Source organism: Lacibacter sp. H375 (genome assembly GCF_037892425.1).
GTDB lineage: Bacteria > Bacteroidota > Bacteroidia > Chitinophagales > Chitinophagaceae > Lacibacter.
This window is the reverse complement of record NZ_JBBKTT010000001.1, coordinates 4,688,661-4,707,845: the sequence shown is the minus strand read 5'-3', so window position 1 is coordinate 4,707,845 and position 19,185 is coordinate 4,688,661. Positions and strand designations below refer to the sequence as shown.

Here is a 19,185-nt window from a genome sequence, read left to right as displayed (position 1 = left end):
TTGTAAAACCATCAAAGAGTTTTAAAACCTGTCTCAAAAGTAGCAAAGGTTCTTTGAGAGTTGCTTCTATGAACGTCATCAAAAAGAAGAGGCCGTGTCGTAAATTTCGATACGGCTTCTTCTTAATCAACAAACCTTTTACGCTGTTCAGGCGTCGGCAGCATGCAGCTTTCCTGTTTGCCAAACCATTTATAACGGTTCTTGCCGATCCATTTATAAATACCATCCCTGATGAATGCGGGAATGATGATGAGCGCATATAATAATTTCCAGCCGCCATCTAAATGTCTGCACACTTTCAATGCGGCAGTCGATTCACGGTAAGCAATGCCATCTTCAATAAAAATGACAGACGTAATAATTGTGGGATCAATACCGAATTTTGGCAACAGTTGCTGAGCAGTTTCTCCTTGCAGCGAACCAAAGGTCAATTTCTCTTGCTTGTCTCTTTTCAAGGCAAACTTTATCCAGAAATTACAGAAGTTACAAACACCATCAAATAAAACCAGCCTGTTGATTGCCTCTTGCATATTGCAAATTTACGAAAACAAAGTACCCAAAGCGGTACTATGAACTGCGATGCCAATGTTTTAACTTACAGCTTCTAACAGGCAATTTATGCACCGTCGCAATCTGCACCTTTACCTGCTGTTTTCTTTTTTATGCTTGCATGTCGGGGGACTTTATGCCCAAAAGAATAAAGCAAACGATACACTTTCTATTTACGCAGTAATTGCACAGGCCGATGAGCTTGCATCCGTTGGCCGTATTGATTCTGCTTTGAAAATAAATGCAACTGCAGTAGCGCAAAGCCGGAAATTAAAATTTGAAAGAGGAGAAGCGTATGCAGTCTTAAAAAATGCAGAACTGCTTTTTAAAAAATCAGAGAACCGTGAAGTGCTTCATTATGATTCCTTGTCGTTAAAGATTGCACTGCAATTAAACGATGGCCCACTGCTGGCTGCCGTTTATCACCAAATGGGTTTGCATGCAAGTTATTTTTCAAAACATGAAGAGGCCGTTGTGCTGTATGAAAAATCATTGAAATCGGGCTATGAAAATGAACAATCATCCAATACAGCTTCGGTGTACAACAGCATGGGGCAGGCGTATATGGAAATGGGTGATTTTGAAAAGCAAATGCTTTGGCAAACAAAGGCCCTTACATTGTATGAGAGACTGGATGATGATGATGGCATTGCATTAACACTGAATAATATTGCAGGTTTATATTATGAACTGGGGAAAAAACAGGATGCAATACGAACTTCTAAAAGGGCGGTAATGATTCGTGAAAAAATCGGTAATTACGAAGAGCTGGCAACAAGCTATAATAATCTTTCACAGATATATCTCTTTGCTGATTCTTTTCAGCAGGCACAACATTATGGTGAGTTGGGTTTAAAGTATGCAGGGTTAAGCGGTTCGAAAAACAAATTGGCACATGCTTACACCAGCATGGTATTATTAATGAACAGGCAGCGAAAAAATAATGAAGCATTGGAGTATGAAAAAAAAGCCATTGCAATTCTTGAACAGACTGGTGATAATATTATGTTGTCACGAAGATATATTTCCGCCGCCATTCTTTCCAGTTCAAAAGAGGTTAACGACAGTGCCGGTGCTGTGTCATTTTATAATAAAGCAATTAACCTTGCACAACGTGTAAACTCACGTGCTAACATACGTGATGGCTATTATTTCCGCTCAGCCTTTTTCAACAATCATAAAGATTATGCAAAAGCACTGGACGATTATAAAAAACATATTCTTTACCGTGATAGTCTTGTATCGATAGAAACAAACAGTAAAATAGCTGACATTGAAACAAAGTATGAAACAGAAAAAAAGGATCTGGAAATTGAACGGTTGAAAACCGAGCAACGTATTCGTCAGTTAGAAATTGAGAAACAAAAGGCCGAGATCATCGGCAATCTATCTCTGGCAAAACAAAAGGAGAATGAGATCAGTTTGCTCATGCAACAACAGGAACTGCAGGACCTTCGGTTGAAAGAAAAAGATAAAGAGTTAGAAAAGCAATTGCTGGTAGCAAAAAACAATCAACAACAATTGAAACTTGCACAACAGGAAAAGCAACTGCAGGTAAAACAGATACACGCACAAAAACAATTACGTAATGGTTTAATTGCTGGAGCATTATTATTACTAATCCTTGCGGTTGTATTGTTTAATCGGTTTCAGATAAAGAAAAAACTTGAAGAGCAGGTGCATTTGCAGGATATGCGTAATTCTATTTCAAGAAACCTGCATGATGATATTGGTGCGTCGCTCAGTAATATCAACATCTTAACTGAACTGGCAAGAAGAAATGCTGCTGATCCGGATAAAGCAAAAGAATATTTAAGCAAAGCAGCAGATGACATACAACACGTAAGCGAAAGCCTTAGCGATATTGTCTGGAACATTAATCCACGGTATGATGAACTGAATAATCTTTTTGTGCGGATGAAACGTTATGCGGCTGATATGATGGATGGGAAGAACATCAGCTATGAAATGAATTTTCCTGATGATTCATCAGAAGTGAAACTGGAAATGGATCAACGTCGTGATCTGTACTTGATCTTTAAAGAAGCGGTGAACAACCTCGTTAAATATTCAAAAGCATCCAATGCGAAAGTGGAAGTAGAGATCAAACCTAATAATATGAGTGTATTGGTGAAAGACGATGGCACCGGTTTTGATATGAATGAAGTAAAAGAAGGAAACGGGTTAAGGAATATGCAGCAAAGAGCCGCATTGTTAAAAGCTTCGCTTTCAATAGAATCTCATCCCGGCAAAGGGACGTCAGTTACTTTGAATATGCCAATTGGGTAGTACCCGAATGAGTAGTTGTTGTTTTGCGTGTTGATTTATAATTTGCACTATGGCAAATAGTTTGTTGATATTTGAGGATAATGCCCGCCTGCGACAGTCGCTCGAAATTTTATTAAATGACGAGGTAAACTTTACGGTGGTTGGCTCGTTTGCAGATTGTATGCAGGCAGTTGAGCATGTGGCGGATAGTGGTGCCGACCTGGTGGTGATGGATATTGATATGCCGGGCATGAGCGGTATTGAAGGAGTGCGACAGATCAAACAAAAATTCCCTCATGTGAAAGTTGTGATGCATACGGTGTTTGATGATGACAACCGCATTTTTGATTCCATTTGTGCCGGAGCTGATGGCTATTTATTAAAGAATACTTCTCCTGTTCAACTCATACAATCGCTGTTGGAAGTAATGCAGGGTGGTGCGCCCATGAGTCCGTTTGTTGCGCAAAAAGTTTTTCAGCATTTCCGCAAACAAAATCTTCCAACAGGCGACCCATTCAATTTAAGCGATCGTGAAAAAGAAATACTTGAAATGCTGGTGCAGGGAAATTCATATAAAATGATCGCTGCAAAAAGCAATATCGTTGTCGATACTGTAAAGAAACATCTCCGTAACATCTACAGTAAACTTCATGTAAGCTGCGGCACCGAAGCTGTAGCAAAAGCACTGCAACATAAGATCGTAAAAATCGACTAGTAAACCTCCTTACACAAAAAGGTAATTGACAGGTAACAACTTGTTTTTCAACTTTACTGCAAATTGTAAACAATGAAAAACGGATCAACTGCAGTACCTATTTTATCATTCTTGTTTCTGCTCTTATTTGCTTCAACTTCTGCAACAAGCCAAACACTTGGCGACCGTGTTAAACGAAAAGTAAATGACCGTGTAAACAGGAAAGTGGATGAAGCTATTGACAAGGGTCTTGATAAAACCGAAGAAGGAATTAAAAAAGGCACCACAAAAAAGGATGAGAAAACCACCGATAAAAAAAGTTCATCAGCAAAAGGTGATACAACAAGTCCTGCAGGAAGCAAATCATTCTCCGATTTTATTCCTGGTGGCAGAGTATTATTTGAAGATCGTTTTGAAAAAGATGCTGAAGGTGATTTTCCTGCAAAATGGAATACAAACGGCAGTGGCCGTATATCAACAATTGATGGGAAAGATGGTAAGTGGTTAGAAATAGCACATGGTTCAGTAGTGCATCCTGTTTTGAACAAACCACTACCTGAGAACTGTACCATTGAGTTTGATCTTTTTTTAATGAAACAGGGCGAACGTAACACACCATTCATTCAATTTGGGTTTACACCGGTAAAGAATATTCTGAAAGAAGATCTGTTTTACCGTGATAAATTTTACACCACCATCTGGCATTACAGTGATGCGAATGAGAAGCTGATCGAGTACGGCTTTAAAGATCCTACCGGAACAAAGAATGATTTTCCCATTCTGTCATACACAAATAAAATTCTGCATGTAAGCATTGCCGTAAACAAAGCAAGAGTGCGTGTGTATCTCGATAAAACAAAGATCATTGATCTGCCAACTGCACTAACAACTGATCTGCGGAATACATTTTATCTCTGTAATGGAACCGTAATACCTGCTTCTGAAATTGGAATGTTTGTGAGCAACCTTCGTATTGCATCAGGCGATGTTGATGCAAGAAGTTTATTGGTAAAAGATCTGTTGGAAAAAGGAAAAGCATCAACCAATGAAATTCTGTTTGATGTTAATAAAGACATCATCAAAAAAGAATCATTTGTTATTATCAACCAGATAGGTGAAGCATTGAAAAGTAATCCAACGTTGAAAATAAAGATCGTTGGTCATACAGATGGTGATGGTAAACCTGCTGATAATCTTTCTTTATCTAAACGCAGGGCAGAGGCTGTAAGCAGTTATCTCATCAATAATTTTGGTATTGATGAAGATCGTATTTCAACAGAAGGTAAAGGAGCATCTGTACCTGTTGCGGCAAATACAACAGCTGAAGGAAAAGCAAAGAACAGGCGTGTTGAATTTATTAAACAGTAAACAAATTACAATTATGAAGCAGATCTGTTATTTGCTGTTATTTGTTTGCCTGACTGTTGCAGCAAATGCGCAAAAAACACCTACTGAAGCAGACCGTATGCTGCAGACGTTGAAGCAAAGTGGAATGGTAAAGCAAGAGGGCAATCATCTCACGTTTAAAGTGAAGAAAGCAAGTGATACACCACAGATCAAAATGATGTATGGTGCTTTTTTCAGCAGTGATAAATGGACGATTGGTTTTGATGTGGATGGAAAATATTTTGACAGCAAGAAACCGGTGAAACCCAATCCATCAGAGCTGTTTACAAAAACACCTAAAAAAGATGAACCTGTTTACGTAGCCCAGCAACCAACAGCTACATTCAACGGAAGGCTCGCAACTGCCGATGAAATATTCATCCAGAATGGTGCATTTCTTATTCGTTCGGCACGGGATTATCGTTATCTCACCATTCGTGATGAATTTCCTGCAAGCCATTCACCTGTTTTTTTGAACTCTTATCTTGATAAACCCAATCAGCAATGGTGGAAATTTATTCCTGCTGGTGATGGTTATTATAAAATACAATCAGAAAGCGGGTTGTTTCTTACCCACAATCTTGTGCCGGTGATGGAGCCTGCTGATGGAACTGATAAGCAACTGTGGAAGTTGTTTGATACACCGGATGGTTTTTATAATATTCAAAATAAAACCAACGTCTATCTCCATCTTCATGAAAGACGTAATAAAGAAAATGCTGTTGTTGCTTTCAACAGGACAAATAATACTGTCGAACAAAAATGGCATTTACTTAAATGGACGAATGATGGAAGACGTGTTACAAGATTTGTTCCCGAAACACACGCATTTCGTTTCACCAATGGATTCAGGGGAGAAGATATTATACGCTGGGGTGGATTATGTGGAGGAATGGTTTATACGGCGATGGATTATTTCAGACACAATATCCCCATTCCATTGCAAACTTATATGCCTGCTAACAGAACTCCGTTGCAATCTTATATTTATCAACGGCAGAATCATGCTATCTGGGATGTAAACAGCAGCTGGACAGATCTTGAGGTTTCATACAACACAAGAGGTGGTGAATTATTTCGCTGGGGAATTGAAAATACAGGAAGCGGAAGACTGAAAGAATTCAGAGATGCAATTGATGCAGGAAATTTTAAACCATTAGGATTATTTGCAGGTGGTGTTCGTGGAAAAGATAATGTTGATGGAGGAAGACATGTGGTGCTTGGAATTGGATATGCACTTGGTCGTTATGGATCCGATATTAATGGTCATGCAGAAGATGTAAAGTTTTTTGTTTACAATCCCAATAGTGGCAATGTTCTTCGCACGTTGGTACCCGACAGATTGGGGCAATGTTTTTTTGAAGTGGAAACAGGTTATGCATGGCGTACTTATTTTGTAAATAACAGGTACGATGGAGGTCATGCACCACCAAGAGATATTCCCAATTTTCCTGAAGGAGAAGCAGAAGGATCTGTGAGACATTTGTATGCAACATTTGAAACAGGTGGTGATGATTTGCGTGGCGGTAATGATAATGTAAGTATCACCATTGCGTATACCGATGGAAGTTCGCAGGTGTTTAGCAATGTAAACAATGGTGCACGTTGGGCCGATCATACTTCTCAAACTGTTCATTTGGAATTGAACAGAGCTGTAAGAAAGCAAGACATCAGAAATTTTATGATCACAGTAAGTTTTGGAAGCGATCTTTCAAGTGATGATTGGAATTTAGACAGGTTTACTGTTTCAAGTGGGCATGGCGGTGTTTGGTATGCATGGGCTGATCCTCCTTCAGGTTCACAATACGTTTATCGTTTTCAAGGAGATCAAAGAACGATCAGACATGTGGTATGGACACGTTAACAAACTATATCTTGTAATGAATAAGCCGATGAAAATGAAACTGACCTTTTCTGCCTTTTTGCTTTTGTGTTTCGTAAGTGTTTATGCACAACCTCCACGTCGTGATACAGCATTCGGCAGTGGTCCGCATGCTGCTTATTTGCGTTCGGTTGTACGGGCTGATGTATTGGAGGGACGTTCTATGCCTGAAACAATTTCGCCAACAGGTCAAAAAATTTGTTTTGACAAACTGATGAAAGTAAAATCAGTAACAGGAAGAGGCACCGGGGTTACCTGTGTTTATCTTGATACAAGAACAGGTATTATAGGATACACACCGCTTAAGCCTGGGACCGATGCAGCTTGCGATATTAAACAGGATGATCCAAACTTTGTTTTCAGTGTCATCGGACTAAAAGGAAATGTTTACAATTATCGCAACAACAAAAAGAAAAATACAATTGAACATTGGGTACAAACATCAAACAGTGCAACGTACCAATATGAGTTTGTAAGTACAGGCGGCAATGCACCTTTGCGCAAAAAAGCAGAACGAAGAGATTATTGCGATGGTAAAATAAAAGCACAATTGTATAAGGTTGATGGAAAACCAACGGAGTGGTATCTCTTTGGCAAACAATTACCGGATGAAGTGTTGATGCAGCCTAAAAAGTTTCTGGGTAGTATGGCGGTTGGCTACCAGTATTCCGATAAAGGCTTGTTCATCATTATGCAAATGACAAGTGCAGGTATCGATTCAAAAATACTTTCGCTTGAGGAAGTAAATGTATGTTTTGATCCTTCCCGTTTTAAAGTATTTGAAGATGAGCAGGTGCAGAAAATGCGGCAAAGCATTCAACGTCAGCGGGAGAAAATTACAAGAGAAGAAGGAAAGCCCGAACAATCTCCGGCTTGCCAGAGTAAGAAAACAGTTTTGCTCAATTACCAGAAGCAATCATTGAACAGGCAAGAAGAAAACATGCAGGAAGCAAGAATTGGCAACAGCATGCAAAACATTCGTACGCAAAAGGCGCAGGCGGATCTTATGAATTATGATGATGCAATACAAACGTTGATCTATGAAACCGAACTGAAGCTATGTAGGGCAGAGCAAAGATTAAATGAGATGGGTGAGCAAACCCCGGCAAGCAGCAGGCAAAAGCAACAGGAAAAAATTAGCTGTTTAAACAGGCAACTTGTTACGCAAAGAAGCACACAGCAAACATTTCAACGGATCAATACACAATACCGGAACGAACCAGGTAGGCAATACAGCGAAAAAGCAAAAGCAATGATGCGGGCAGTTGTGGGTTGTGATTAATAATATTAATGAAAGTAGTTTCATCAATAATCCCGCAAGAAATAAACATTCATCAAATCTTTTCACCATTTTGGTCAATACTTGCACTATTCATCTTCGGAATGAACTTCACTAATGTAATAATGTGTAATGTTTTCCCAGATTTTTCTTAATTATTTGAACGTTTTTCGGCATAGCGTTTGAACCTTTGAGATATTAAGATTACTCAACAAAATTTATTTTATGGGAAGTGAGATAAAAGATCTTCAACAGGTTGAAGCAAGTAAAAAAATTAAGCAAATGGTAGATGATGCAGATATTGGATTATTAACAACAGATCTTACCAGTTTGCCATTAAAGGCGAGACCAATGTCGAGACAAAAAGTGGATGATGATGGAACCATCTGGTTTTTTAGTCATAAGGATAGCGACAAGAATCATGACATTGACAAAGACAGCAGGGTACAGCTATTTTACTCTAATAAAGGCAGCATGGAATACCTCAGTCTTTACGGTACCGCCGAAATAATACAGGATGCTGCAATGGCGAAAGAATTATGGTCAGCTCCTGCCAAAATTTGGTTTAAAGATCCTGATGATCCTAACCTTACAATTCTTAAAGTGATTCCGGAAGATGGTTATTATTGGGATACAAAAGATGGTAAAATAGTTTCCTTATTCAAAATGGTAGTAGGTGCTGTTACCGGTAAAGAAATGGACGGAAGTATAGAAGGCAAAATAAAATCTTAAACTAAAAGGCTCCGGAATTCCGGAGCCTTTTAGTTTATCCCATATTATGAAACACCTTCTGCACATCATCATCCTGCTCAAGGCGTTCAATTAATTTACTGATATCTTCAGCCTGTTCATCAGTAACAGGAACAGTAGTAGTCGGGATCCATTCAAGTTCTGCACTTAATGGTGTAATGCCTTTATCTTCCAATGCTTTTTGCATGTTACCAAAATCGGCAAATGCACAACGAACTACCAATACATCTTCACCATTTTCACCGGTGCCTTCCCCCAATTCTTCCAAACCAAAATCGATCAGCTCCAGTTCCATATCTTCTGCATTCAAACCTTCAGGTTTTAATTTAAACACACCCATCTTCTTAAACTGGAACGATACTGATCCGCTGTTACCCAATGTGCCACCGCCTTTATTGAAATGACTTTTTACATTCGCTACTGTACGCACATGGTTGTCGGTTGCTGTTTCAACAAGAATGGCTACACCATGCGGTGCATAACCTTCATACAAAATTTCATCGTAGTTAATGAGTTCTTTGCCTTGCGCTCTTTTAATAGCAGCTTCCACACGGTCCTTCGGCATACCCACACTACGGGCATTTTGAAAGCAACGACGGAGGGCAGCATTTGTTCCGGGGTCGGGGCCACCTGCTTTCACGGCAATCACAATTTCTTTACCAATACGGGTAAACTGTTTGGCCATGCGGTCCCAACGGGCAAACATGGTACTCTTTCTAACTTCAAAAATCCGTCCCATTTGTTTATTGATTAGGGCGCAAATTTAGTGTAATGCATGTAAACAAAAAACGCCCCGCTTATTAGCGGGGCGTTTTTACAAAATAAAAAATTGATTAATCTTTTTTGTTACGCTCAAAATCAGAAGCGTGTGGTAGTATCTCACTAAAGTTTTTGAGTTTACTGTGGTGGCGGCTGTACAAAAAGTACACAACTAAACCAACAGCCATCCAGCCAAATGCCACTTTCAGTGTTTGTGCATCAAGCGCTACGATCATACCTGTACAGATAAGAGCGCCTAATGTAGAAACAACTGGTACAAGAGGAGCTTTAAACGGACGTTCAATGTTCGGTGATTTTACCCTTAATATCCAAACACCAATACTTACAAGCACAAATGCAAACAGAGTTCCGAAGCTTGTTAAGTCACCGGCTACACTACCCGGAACGAAGGCAGCAAATAGGCCTACAAAAATGAATAAGATCCAGTTAGCCTTATATGGTGTTCTGTATTTTGGATGCAATTCGCCAAATGCTTTTGGTATCAATCCATCATTACTCATAGTATAGAAGATACGGCTTTGGCCCATCAACATTACCAGGATAACAGAAGAGAAACCTGCAAGAATTGCAACTGTAACACTGGTTCCAAGCCACTCATATCCTTTCATATAGGTTTGAATAGCATAGGCAACCGATGCTTCTTTACCGGCTGTATTAAACTCGGTGTAATTAGCAACACCGGTAAGTACGTGTCCAAATAAAATGTATAAGATGGTACACACAACCAGCGATCCAAGGATACCAATCGGCATGTCTCTTTTCGGATTTTTAGCTTCTTGTGCGGCAGTACTTACAGCATCAAAACCAATAAATGCAAAGAACACAATAGCAGCACCACCTAATACACCGCCCCATCCCCATTTGAAGAAGCCTTCGTGACCTAACGTTCCTTCAGGGATCATATAAGGGGTATGATTTTCAGGCTTAATGAACTGCCAGCCAAATCCAATGAATAATAAAACGATCGCCACCTTTACAAATACAATGATCATATTTACAAAAGCCGATTCCTGCGATCCTTTTATTAATAAAAGCGTGAGTAATAAAAGGATGATCAATGCAGGGGCATTCATAATACCTTTCGTTACTTCTACTGTTTGAGCAAGGTTGGCTGGTAGAGCTTCAAATTGCCGCTCACTCAAAACAAGCACACCATCTTTAACTGATTTCGCCGCATCCGGCATAACAGCAACAATTTGATTGACCGCATCGCCTGTCACTTTATGTAAAGCTTCAAAAGGGGAGTGGCACCATTCATACGGTATCGATCCTCCCAATAAATTATTCAGGTATTCACTCCAGGCTATGGATACAGTTGCAGCACCAAGAGCATATTCCATGATCAATGCCCAACCAATAATCCAGGCAATTAATTCGCCCATGGTAGTGTAACTGTATGCATATGCACTACCTGCAATGGGAATCATTGCAGCAAATTCAGCATAACATAAACCGGCAAACGCACAACCTATTGCTGCCACAACAAATGAAAGTGTAACGGCCGGACCGGCAGCCTGTCCTGCAGCTGCAGCTGTACGAACAAACAGCCCTGCTCCAATGATGGCACCAATACCCAGCGCCACCAAATTACCTGCTCCCAGGGTACGTTTCAAGCCTTTTCCTTCGGCTTGGGCAAGCATTTGATCTAATGGTTTCTTTGCAAATAAACTCATACTTGATTGGTTATAGATTTTAATGTACTAACAGTAATAAGCTGGAAAAATAGAGATTTATTGTAAATAACCATCAAAAGATTTATTAACGGTTTAGCGGCGCTTCTGTGCAACCCGAAAGCCGTATATTGCGGCACATAATTATAAAGCATGGGTAAGGGAAATCGTTTAACTATATATATCCTTGTGGCAATGGCCTTGGGTATCCTGGTTGGATATATTGTTCATGTAAGTGCTTCGACCGAAACAATACAAAGTTTTTCAAAGAACATCAAACTGCTCAGCAGTATTTTTATCCGTCTTGTGCAAATGATCATTGCACCACTTGTGTTTGCTACATTGGTGGTAGGTATTGCTAAACTCGGAGATCTGAAAGCGGTTGGCAGAGTAGGTGGCAAAGCCTTGCTTTGGTTTATTACTGCATCACTCGCTTCTTTATTATTGGGGATGTTATTGGTGAATGTATTTAAGCCGGGTGCATATATCGATCTCAGCCAGGCCGATACTGAAGGTGTAAAAGACCTGATGACAAAAACATCAACCTTTTCAATACAGAATTTTGTTGAGCATATTATTCCCAGGAGTTTGTTTGAAGCGATGGCATCAAATGAGATTTTACAGATCGTTGTTTTCTCAATTTTCTTTGGTGTGGCAGCTGCAGCTATTGGTGATTATACAAAACCATTGATAAAAGCGCTTGATGTTGCATCACACATCATTTTAAAGATGGTGAATTATGTCATGAATTTTGCGCCTATAGGTGTATTCGGTGCATTGGCAGCTGTTGTAGCTGCAAAAGGATTGGGCATTTTCCAGTTTTATCTTATTTACTTTTTATACTTCTTGTTAGGGATTGCAATTCTGTGGCTTATTTTAATAGGAGTTGGATTTTTAATTCTTGGTCCACACCGCATGAAAACGTTATTGCGACGTATTGGCGGGCCATTACTTATTGCGTTTAGTACAACCAGCAGTGAAGCAGTATTTCCAAAACTCACAGAAGAACTGGAGCGTTTTGGTTGCAAGGATAAAATTGTTGCATTTGTATTGCCGCTTGGTTATTCATTTAACCTCGATGGCAGTATGATGTATATGACGTTTGCAAGTTTGGCTATAGCACAGGCGTATGGTATACATCTCGACCTCGGTACACAGCTTGTGATGTTACTTGTGTTAATGCTTACCAGTAAAGGCATTGCCGGTGTCCCACGTGCATCGTTGGTGGTGGTGTTGGCAACATGCGCCATGTTTAATATTCCGCCCGAAGGCGTAGCACTTATTCTTCCCATCGATCACTTCTGCGATATGTTCCGCAGTGCAACCAATGTTGTTGGTAATGCATTGGCTACATCTGTTGTAAGCAAATGGGAAGGGGAGTTACACGATGGACATGGGCATCATCATGATCACGGCCATCACGATCATTCACACACTGCCTGATCTTAATAAACGAACAGGACAACTATAAAAAGGATAAATCGAAAATGAACAAAAGTTTGATCAAGGTATTGATGTTATTTATTGCAACACTTGCAACTACAAAGCTCTCTGCACAGAATCAAGTGAATGTGCGTGTGTTCAATCAATATGAAGCACCAGCCGATAAATTTACGGTTGATGGTGTAGAATATGCAACCACAAAAGACGGGACCATTACGCTTACCATTAATGCAACGGACTCTGTTACGTTTGCTGGTAAGGAATATGAAGCAAAGAAATTTGCGGTTGCTGATTTGAAAGAGGGGATGACAATTGAATTGTACAAAAATTTCACCTGGAAAGATATTCTTAACCCAATGTTCTATATTAAATATGGTGGGTTGTGGTTATTGCTTTTCATCATTTTTGCTGAAACAGGTTTGTTGTTCGGGTTCTTTTTACCGGGCGACAGTTTATTATTCGTTGCAGGTATTTACAGCAGCAATCTTGCACGTGAATTTTTAAAAGTTGTTGGGCTTGGAGGTGTGCAGAACGAATGGTTTGAGCTATTGGTACTCTGCGCTCTTATTTCCACAGCTGGTATATTAGGAAATCTTGTTGGTTACTGGACAGGTCGCAAGGTTGGTCCTGCCATGTATAACTGGAAAGATAATTTTCTCTTTAAACAACGTTACCTGCATGAAGCGCATGATTTTTATGACAAGCATGGCGGTGGTGCTATTGTGTTTGCAAGGTTTCTTCCGTTCATCCGCACCTTTGCACCCATTGTAGCAGGTATTGTAGGTATGGATCGCAAGAAGTTTGTTTTTTATAACGTAATAGGATGTGTAGCATGGGTGGTGAGTATGATCTTTGCCGGACACTTTTTGCAGATATGGGTGAAAAATCAATTTGGCATTGAACTGAAAGATAAACTTGAGTTGATCGTGATCATCATCATTGCTGTAACAACGGCTCCTGTATTCTGGAAGTTTTTCTTCGGTAAAAAAGCGGAGAAGCCGAAGCCAAAAAACGATTGATATTTCTTGCTTATGACCAACCAAAAAGAGCATTCAATTTTTTCCCTTGCTGTAGTTGTAGCAGCCTTGGGTTACTTCGTTGATATTTATGATCTGTTGTTGTTCACAATTGTGCGTGAACCAAGTATTGTTGGTATTGGCATTGATAAAACTGATACTGCTGCTATGATCGCTGCCAGTACCAGGATCATCAACTGGCAAATGGTTGGTTTACTCATTGGTGGAATTTTATGGGGCACCTTAGGTGATAAGAAAGGACGGCTGAGTGTACTCTTCGGTTCTATTCTTTTATACTCCATTGCAAATTTTGTAACTGGTTTTGTGCAAACAGTAGATCAATATGCATATGCCCGTTTTGTTGCAGGTCTTGGTTTAGCTGGCGAACTTGGTGCAGGGATAACATTGGTTAGCGAATTACTTCCAAAGAATAAACGTGGTGTCGGCACATCGTTAGTTGCAGGCATTGGTTTGTTTGGAGCCGTGTTTGCCTACTTCACATTTCAATACACACAAGATTGGCGGTTATGCTATAAAATAGGCGGAGGCTTAGGTATCGGTTTGTTGTTGCTTCGTGTAAGTGTTGCCGAAAGTGGTATGTTCAAGGAACTAAAGCAAACCAATGTAAGCCGTGGTAATGTGTTGATGTTCTTTAATAATGCTTCCCGGTTCAGAAAATACATGCTTGCCATTTTAATTGGCTTGCCAACATGGTATGTGATCGGTGTGCTTGTAAATCTCAGTAACCGTTTTGCCAACGAATTTTATGGCGCCTCAAAAATAGATAGTGGTCGTGCAATTATGTTTGCCTATGCTGCAATTGCAACAGGCGATATATTAATTGGTCTTGTAAGTCAGTATTTCAAAAGCAGGAAGAAAGCATTGTACCTATTTTATGGCTTCACCATTATTGGTTTAGTGTTATTCTTTTCTCCACTCAATAACAGTGACGTAGCAATGTATTCCATTTGTGCATGGCTTGGTTTCAGCACAGGCTTCTGGGCAATTTTTGTAACAATGGGTGCAGAGCAGTTTGGTACAAATCTGCGTGCAACAGCTGCTACAACTATTCCGAATATGGTGCGTGGTGCACTGCCACTGATCAATCTGATGTTCCTCAATCTGTTTCAGAAAAACTGGGGATGGGGTTTAACAAAAAGTGGAATCACTACTGGTGTAATTGTGATGGCGATCACTTTAGTGGCAGCTTATTTTACACAGGAGACATTTCACAAGGATCTTAATTATATTGAAGGCGAAGAAATGCTACCTTAAGCTGATAGTTCATGGTTGATAGTTAATAGTTAAAGGCATCCATGAACCATTATCCATTAACTATGAACTTTACAATATGAAATTCCTGGTCATCCGTTTCAGCTCCATTGGTGATATTGTATTTACAACACCCGTTGTACGTTGTTTAAAACAACAGGTGCCCGATGCAGAAGTGCATTACCTCACCAAATTCAGTTTTCACAAAGTAATTGCGGGCAATCCGTACGTGGATAAATTCTATTATCTCAACAACGATTGGGATCTGTTAATGCATGAACTGAAGGAAGAAAAGTATGATTACATCATCGACCTTCATCATAACCTGCGTACACTGCGAATTAAACGTACACTGAAAGTAAAAGCATTCTCCTTCAATAAACTGAACATTCAAAAGTTCCTGCTTACAAATTTCAAGATCAACCTGATGCCCGACGTGCATATTGTTGATCGGAATTTTGAAACTGTCAAATCATTTGGCGTAAAGAACGATGGCAAGGGAATGGATTATTTTATTCCGAAGGATGAAGAAATAAAACAAGGCGATCTGCCACATTCACATTCGCTTGGTTATGTAGCCATCGTTATTGGTGCGGCTCATTTTACGAAACGATTGCCGGTTGAAAAATTGCAGAAGCTCTGTGCTTCCTTACATCATCCCATTGTACTACTGGGCGGACCTGATGATAAAACAGCAGGGGATGCTATTGCTGCTATTGATCCGATCAAGATTTACAATGCCAGCGGCAAATTTTCTATTAATGAAAGTGCTGATCTTGTGCGGAAAGCCAAGCTTGTAATCTCGCATGATACAGGATTGATGCATATTGCTGCTGCATTAAAGAAACCTGTTATTGCTGTTTGGGGAAACACCATGCCGTTGTTGGGTGTTGCTCCTTATTATGGTAATGCGCCTGTACTTACTACAAAGTTTGAAGTAGAAAAACTTAGTTGCCGCCCCTGTTCAAAAATTGGCAGAGATAAATGTCCCAAAAAACATTTCAAATGCATGATGTTGCAGGATGTGGAAGCCATTGCAGCAACAGCACAGGCATGGGCTAAGGAATTACGTTGATCATACGCCAACTACTACCATACTCCCGCAGAGATTTGTATTTTTAGCAAATGGGTAAATACCTGTTGCTTTCTCTCTGTTTCTTTCCTGTGCTTACCTTACGTGCACAGCAACAGCCGTTTTACGAAACACTTACTGAAAAAGATGGCTTGTCCGATAACAGGGTTACCTGTTTTTTAAAGGATAAAACAGGTTATTTATGGGTGGGCACACGTAACGGACTTAACCGTTACAATGGTTACAACTTCACTGTTTTTTATCCACGTGTAAATGAATTATCAAATGAAGTGATCAATGATCTTGCTGAAGATAATAATGGAAAGATATGGGTGGCCACTGCAAATGGATTGAACCGTTACGATCCTGTTACAAAACAGTGGTTCACGTTTTATGCGAGAGGAACAGACTCATCAACATTTCTTCTCAATCCAAATGTGTGGAGTTGTTATGTTGATCAGAGCAATGAAGTTTGGATGGCACCTGATGGGCGTGGCTTATCTGTATACAATAACAAAACACAAAAGCTACGTCACTATCCCTGGCGAGTTGCAGTGAATACCTTGCTGCCGCAATATTACAACCGCTATGCTTCAGTAATAAAAATTGTTGCGAAGAATGAGAATGAATTTTGGCTTGGCACAACATTGGGGTTATTCAGTTTTAATAAACAGAGCGGAAAGTATACATTGGTTGGCACAGGTTATTATGGCGATTTTATAGATCTTGTTTATGATCAGCAAAACAGGAAAGTATATTTAACAGCTGCCCAGGAAAAACTTTTCTGTTATGACGAACGATTGAATGAATACAAACAATTGCAACCAAGCGAGCTTCCTTATCCTTCGAGATTTTTTTCCACACCTGCTGATCACTACATCTGGCTTGGTACAGAAAATGGAATGTTGTTTATCGATACGAAAACAACGAATGCTTTTTTGCAAAAACATATTGCCCAATTATCTTCGTCACTTGCAGAAGGATCGGTGCAAACCATCTATCATGATTCAACCGGCATCAGTTGGATCGCATCAAACAACGGCATTGTAAAATTCGATCGCAAGAATCAACAGTCTTCTTTTCTTCCGTTGATTAATGTTACATACCAGGTAAGCAATAATCCAATGGGCGGGGTGTATCATGATAAAAAAAATGACCGCTATTTTGTTGCGAGCTCGGATAGTACTGCGGTGTTTATTATTACCCGTAAAACAGGAGCTATTCAAAAAATTACCGTTGACGATAAAGGGGAACGACTCGACAGGTGTTACAATGTTTGCGCCGACCGTACAGGAAAGATATGGTTGCTCACAAAAAATGCAGTGTATGCGCTAAACGAACAAACAAACAAGTTTGAAATTTTTCCGACACCATCAGCAGGAGCAGGAATAAGTTTCCGGGATATGGTGCAGGATGAAAAAGGGAATTACTGGTTCTCAAGTTTTCATGGCAAACTTTATTATTATGATGCATCGCTGAAGAAGTACATCATACCCGGTAATGACTCGATTCGCTTCAAAGGTATTGTTGCAAGTACTGCTCTTTTTTCTGATACAATAAATCATTGTGTTTGGATAGGTACATTCAGCCACGGTATTTATAAATATGATCTGCTCACAACTAAGGTTACATTATACAGCGAAACAAGTGATGCGCCTGATTATACTGATCTTAACCTTGTGCATGATTTTGCACAGGATGCTTCAGGCAGAATATGGGTTGCAACACATTCTGGAGGATTGTACTACTCAAATAAAGGCCAGCCGGTAAACGAATTCTTTACACGCCTCAGCATGAAAGATGGCTTGGTGAGTAATAATATTTATGCACTTAGTTATGGCGATTCATTGTTGTGGGTGATGTCGGGCAAACATATCAGCGCTATCAATACTTATTCCATGAAAGTGCTGCCTCCTTTTTCACGAGAGGAGATGTTTAGTTTTTCTTCCTTCTCGTCGGATGAGATCATTCCTCATTATACGGCTTATGATCAGCAAAGGAAAGAATTACTGGTGGGAGTTGGCGGCGGCTTACTATTTCTAAAAAATGGAGCTAAGCCAGCTCAACCAAAATTTCCTTTGGTCTTATCGTCACTAAAAGTGAATGACAAGTTATATACTGATAGCATTTTCAGGGACAATAGTCAAGTGTCATTCGCTTCACCTGTGAGGCAAATAGTATTTAATTTTTCCGCACTACAGTTTTCTTTGCCGTCGTTGAACAAGTATGAGTACATGTTAGAAGGTTATAATAACGAATGGGAAGAGGCTGTTAACATTAACTCGTTAAGTTATCAAAATCTTCCCCCGAAAAATTATCGTTTCCGGCTAAGAGCGAAAAGTCATGCGGGTGCAACGTCGTTGCAGGAAGCTGTATTCTCATTCACTGTTGATCCGTTCTTTTGGCAAACATGGTGGTTCAGGTTATTATGTTTATTGGCAGTTACAGCTATTGTTTATGGCATATATCGTTACCAGTTAAATAAAAAACTGGAGGTTGAGCGATTAAGACATCGTATTTCAAGAGATCTGCACGATGATATTGGTTCTGCTCTCACAACAATTAATGTGCTGAGTAAGGTGGCACTTAATAAAGGGGATGATCAAAAAAGTATAGAAGGGTATCTCACACGCATTAAAGATTCGGCACAACAAACAATGGAAAGTATGAGTGATATTGTTTGGGCGATCAATCCCACAAACGATTCGCTTGAAAGTATGCTGGTTCGCATGAAAGAGTATGCTGCTGAGTTGTGTGAAGCAAGAGGTATTGAACTGGCTTTTGATGCCGATGAAAATATAATGAGCCGTAAACTTGATGTTACTTACCGTAAGAATATTTTTCTAATATTTAAAGAAGCAGTGAACAATGCAGTGAAATACAGCAACTGTAAAAGACTGTTGATTGTATTGTCAATAAAGCCCGATCACAAACTGCATTTGTCAGTAAAGGACAATGGTAACGGGTTTGCAGATATAAAAAAGATTTCGGGGAATGGATTGCACAATATGCAATCTCGTGCGAAAGAACTGGGCGGAGAGCTAAAGATAAAAACAGCAAGAGGTGATGGTACAACTATTGAACTGTTCTTACCCATCACCTGAATTGGGGTTAAGGAATCATT

At 39.7% G+C, this 19,185-nt stretch carries 14 protein-coding genes; 11 read left to right on the top strand and 3 right to left on the bottom strand.

The window, feature by feature from the left end:
* Positions 1 to 122: 122 nt before the first annotated feature.
* Complete coding sequence (locus tag WG954_RS20140) at positions 123 to 530, bottom strand: thiol-disulfide oxidoreductase DCC family protein (protein ID WP_340438801.1); 408 nt, start codon at positions 528 to 530, stop codon at positions 123 to 125.
* Positions 531 to 618: 88 nt separating this feature from the next.
* Here WG954_RS20140 and WG954_RS20135 point away from each other — a divergent pair, with 88 nt between their 5' ends.
* The 6 genes from WG954_RS20135 to WG954_RS20110 all read left to right on the top strand — a co-directional run bounded on the left by WG954_RS20135 (position 619) and on the right by WG954_RS20110 (position 8,790).
* A complete protein-coding gene (locus WG954_RS20135) occupies positions 619 to 2,838 on the top strand; it encodes a tetratricopeptide repeat-containing sensor histidine kinase (RefSeq protein WP_340438799.1) in 2,220 nt (739 codons plus the stop codon).
* A 49-nt stretch (positions 2,839 to 2,887) separates the two neighbouring features.
* Positions 2,888 to 3,532 (top strand): response regulator, encoded by a 645-nt coding sequence (locus WG954_RS20130; RefSeq protein ID WP_340438798.1) that lies wholly within the window; start codon positions 2,888 to 2,890, stop codon positions 3,530 to 3,532.
* 72 nt (positions 3,533 to 3,604) lie between these two features.
* The gene (locus tag WG954_RS20125; RefSeq protein WP_340438797.1) at positions 3,605 to 4,879 is read left to right on the top strand and encodes an OmpA family protein; all 1,275 of its coding nucleotides are present in this window, start codon (positions 3,605 to 3,607) and stop codon (positions 4,877 to 4,879) included.
* Between the two features lie 13 nt (positions 4,880 to 4,892).
* Positions 4,893 to 6,761, top strand: coding sequence for an RICIN domain-containing protein (locus WG954_RS20120; RefSeq protein ID WP_340438796.1), 1,869 nt, complete (start codon positions 4,893 to 4,895; stop codon positions 6,759 to 6,761).
* A 34-nt stretch (positions 6,762 to 6,795) separates the two neighbouring features.
* Positions 6,796 to 8,061 (top strand): hypothetical protein, encoded by a 1,266-nt coding sequence (locus WG954_RS20115; protein ID WP_340438794.1) that lies wholly within the window; start codon positions 6,796 to 6,798, stop codon positions 8,059 to 8,061.
* Positions 8,062 to 8,283: 222 nt separating this feature from the next.
* Positions 8,284 to 8,790, top strand: coding sequence for a pyridoxamine 5'-phosphate oxidase family protein (locus WG954_RS20110; RefSeq protein WP_340438793.1), 507 nt, complete (start codon positions 8,284 to 8,286; stop codon positions 8,788 to 8,790).
* Positions 8,791 to 8,824: 34 nt separating this feature from the next.
* On the opposite strand, the gene WG954_RS20105 is transcribed toward WG954_RS20110, so the two are convergent.
* On the bottom strand, positions 8,825 to 9,547 hold the full coding sequence (locus WG954_RS20105; protein ID WP_340438791.1) for a YebC/PmpR family DNA-binding transcriptional regulator: 723 nt from the start codon (positions 9,545 to 9,547) through the stop codon (positions 8,825 to 8,827).
* A gap of 94 nt (positions 9,548 to 9,641) precedes the next feature.
* Positions 9,642 to 11,261 carry an amino acid permease gene (locus tag WG954_RS20100; RefSeq protein ID WP_340438790.1) on the bottom strand — a complete coding sequence of 540 codons (1,620 nt, stop codon included), beginning with the start codon at positions 11,259 to 11,261 and terminating at the stop codon, positions 9,642 to 9,644.
* Between the two features lie 150 nt (positions 11,262 to 11,411).
* Between WG954_RS20100 and WG954_RS20095 the strand changes: the two genes are divergently transcribed.
* The 5 genes from WG954_RS20095 to WG954_RS20075 all read left to right on the top strand — a co-directional run bounded on the left by WG954_RS20095 (position 11,412) and on the right by WG954_RS20075 (position 19,165).
* On the top strand, positions 11,412 to 12,701 hold the full coding sequence (locus WG954_RS20095) for a dicarboxylate/amino acid:cation symporter (RefSeq protein WP_340438789.1): 1,290 nt from the start codon (positions 11,412 to 11,414) through the stop codon (positions 12,699 to 12,701).
* 44 nt (positions 12,702 to 12,745) lie between these two features.
* A complete protein-coding gene (locus WG954_RS20090) occupies positions 12,746 to 13,720 on the top strand; it encodes a DedA family protein (protein ID WP_340438786.1) in 975 nt (324 codons plus the stop codon).
* Positions 13,721 to 13,732: 12 nt separating this feature from the next.
* Positions 13,733 to 14,992 (top strand): MFS transporter, encoded by a 1,260-nt coding sequence (locus tag WG954_RS20085; protein WP_340438785.1) that lies wholly within the window; start codon positions 13,733 to 13,735, stop codon positions 14,990 to 14,992.
* A 76-nt stretch (positions 14,993 to 15,068) separates the two neighbouring features.
* On the top strand, positions 15,069 to 16,064 hold the full coding sequence (locus tag WG954_RS20080) for a glycosyltransferase family 9 protein (RefSeq protein ID WP_340438783.1): 996 nt from the start codon (positions 15,069 to 15,071) through the stop codon (positions 16,062 to 16,064).
* Positions 16,065 to 16,114: 50 nt separating this feature from the next.
* The gene (locus WG954_RS20075) at positions 16,115 to 19,165 is read left to right on the top strand and encodes a ligand-binding sensor domain-containing protein (protein ID WP_340438781.1); all 3,051 of its coding nucleotides are present in this window, start codon (positions 16,115 to 16,117) and stop codon (positions 19,163 to 19,165) included.
* Positions 19,166 to 19,185: the final 20 nt, after the last annotated feature.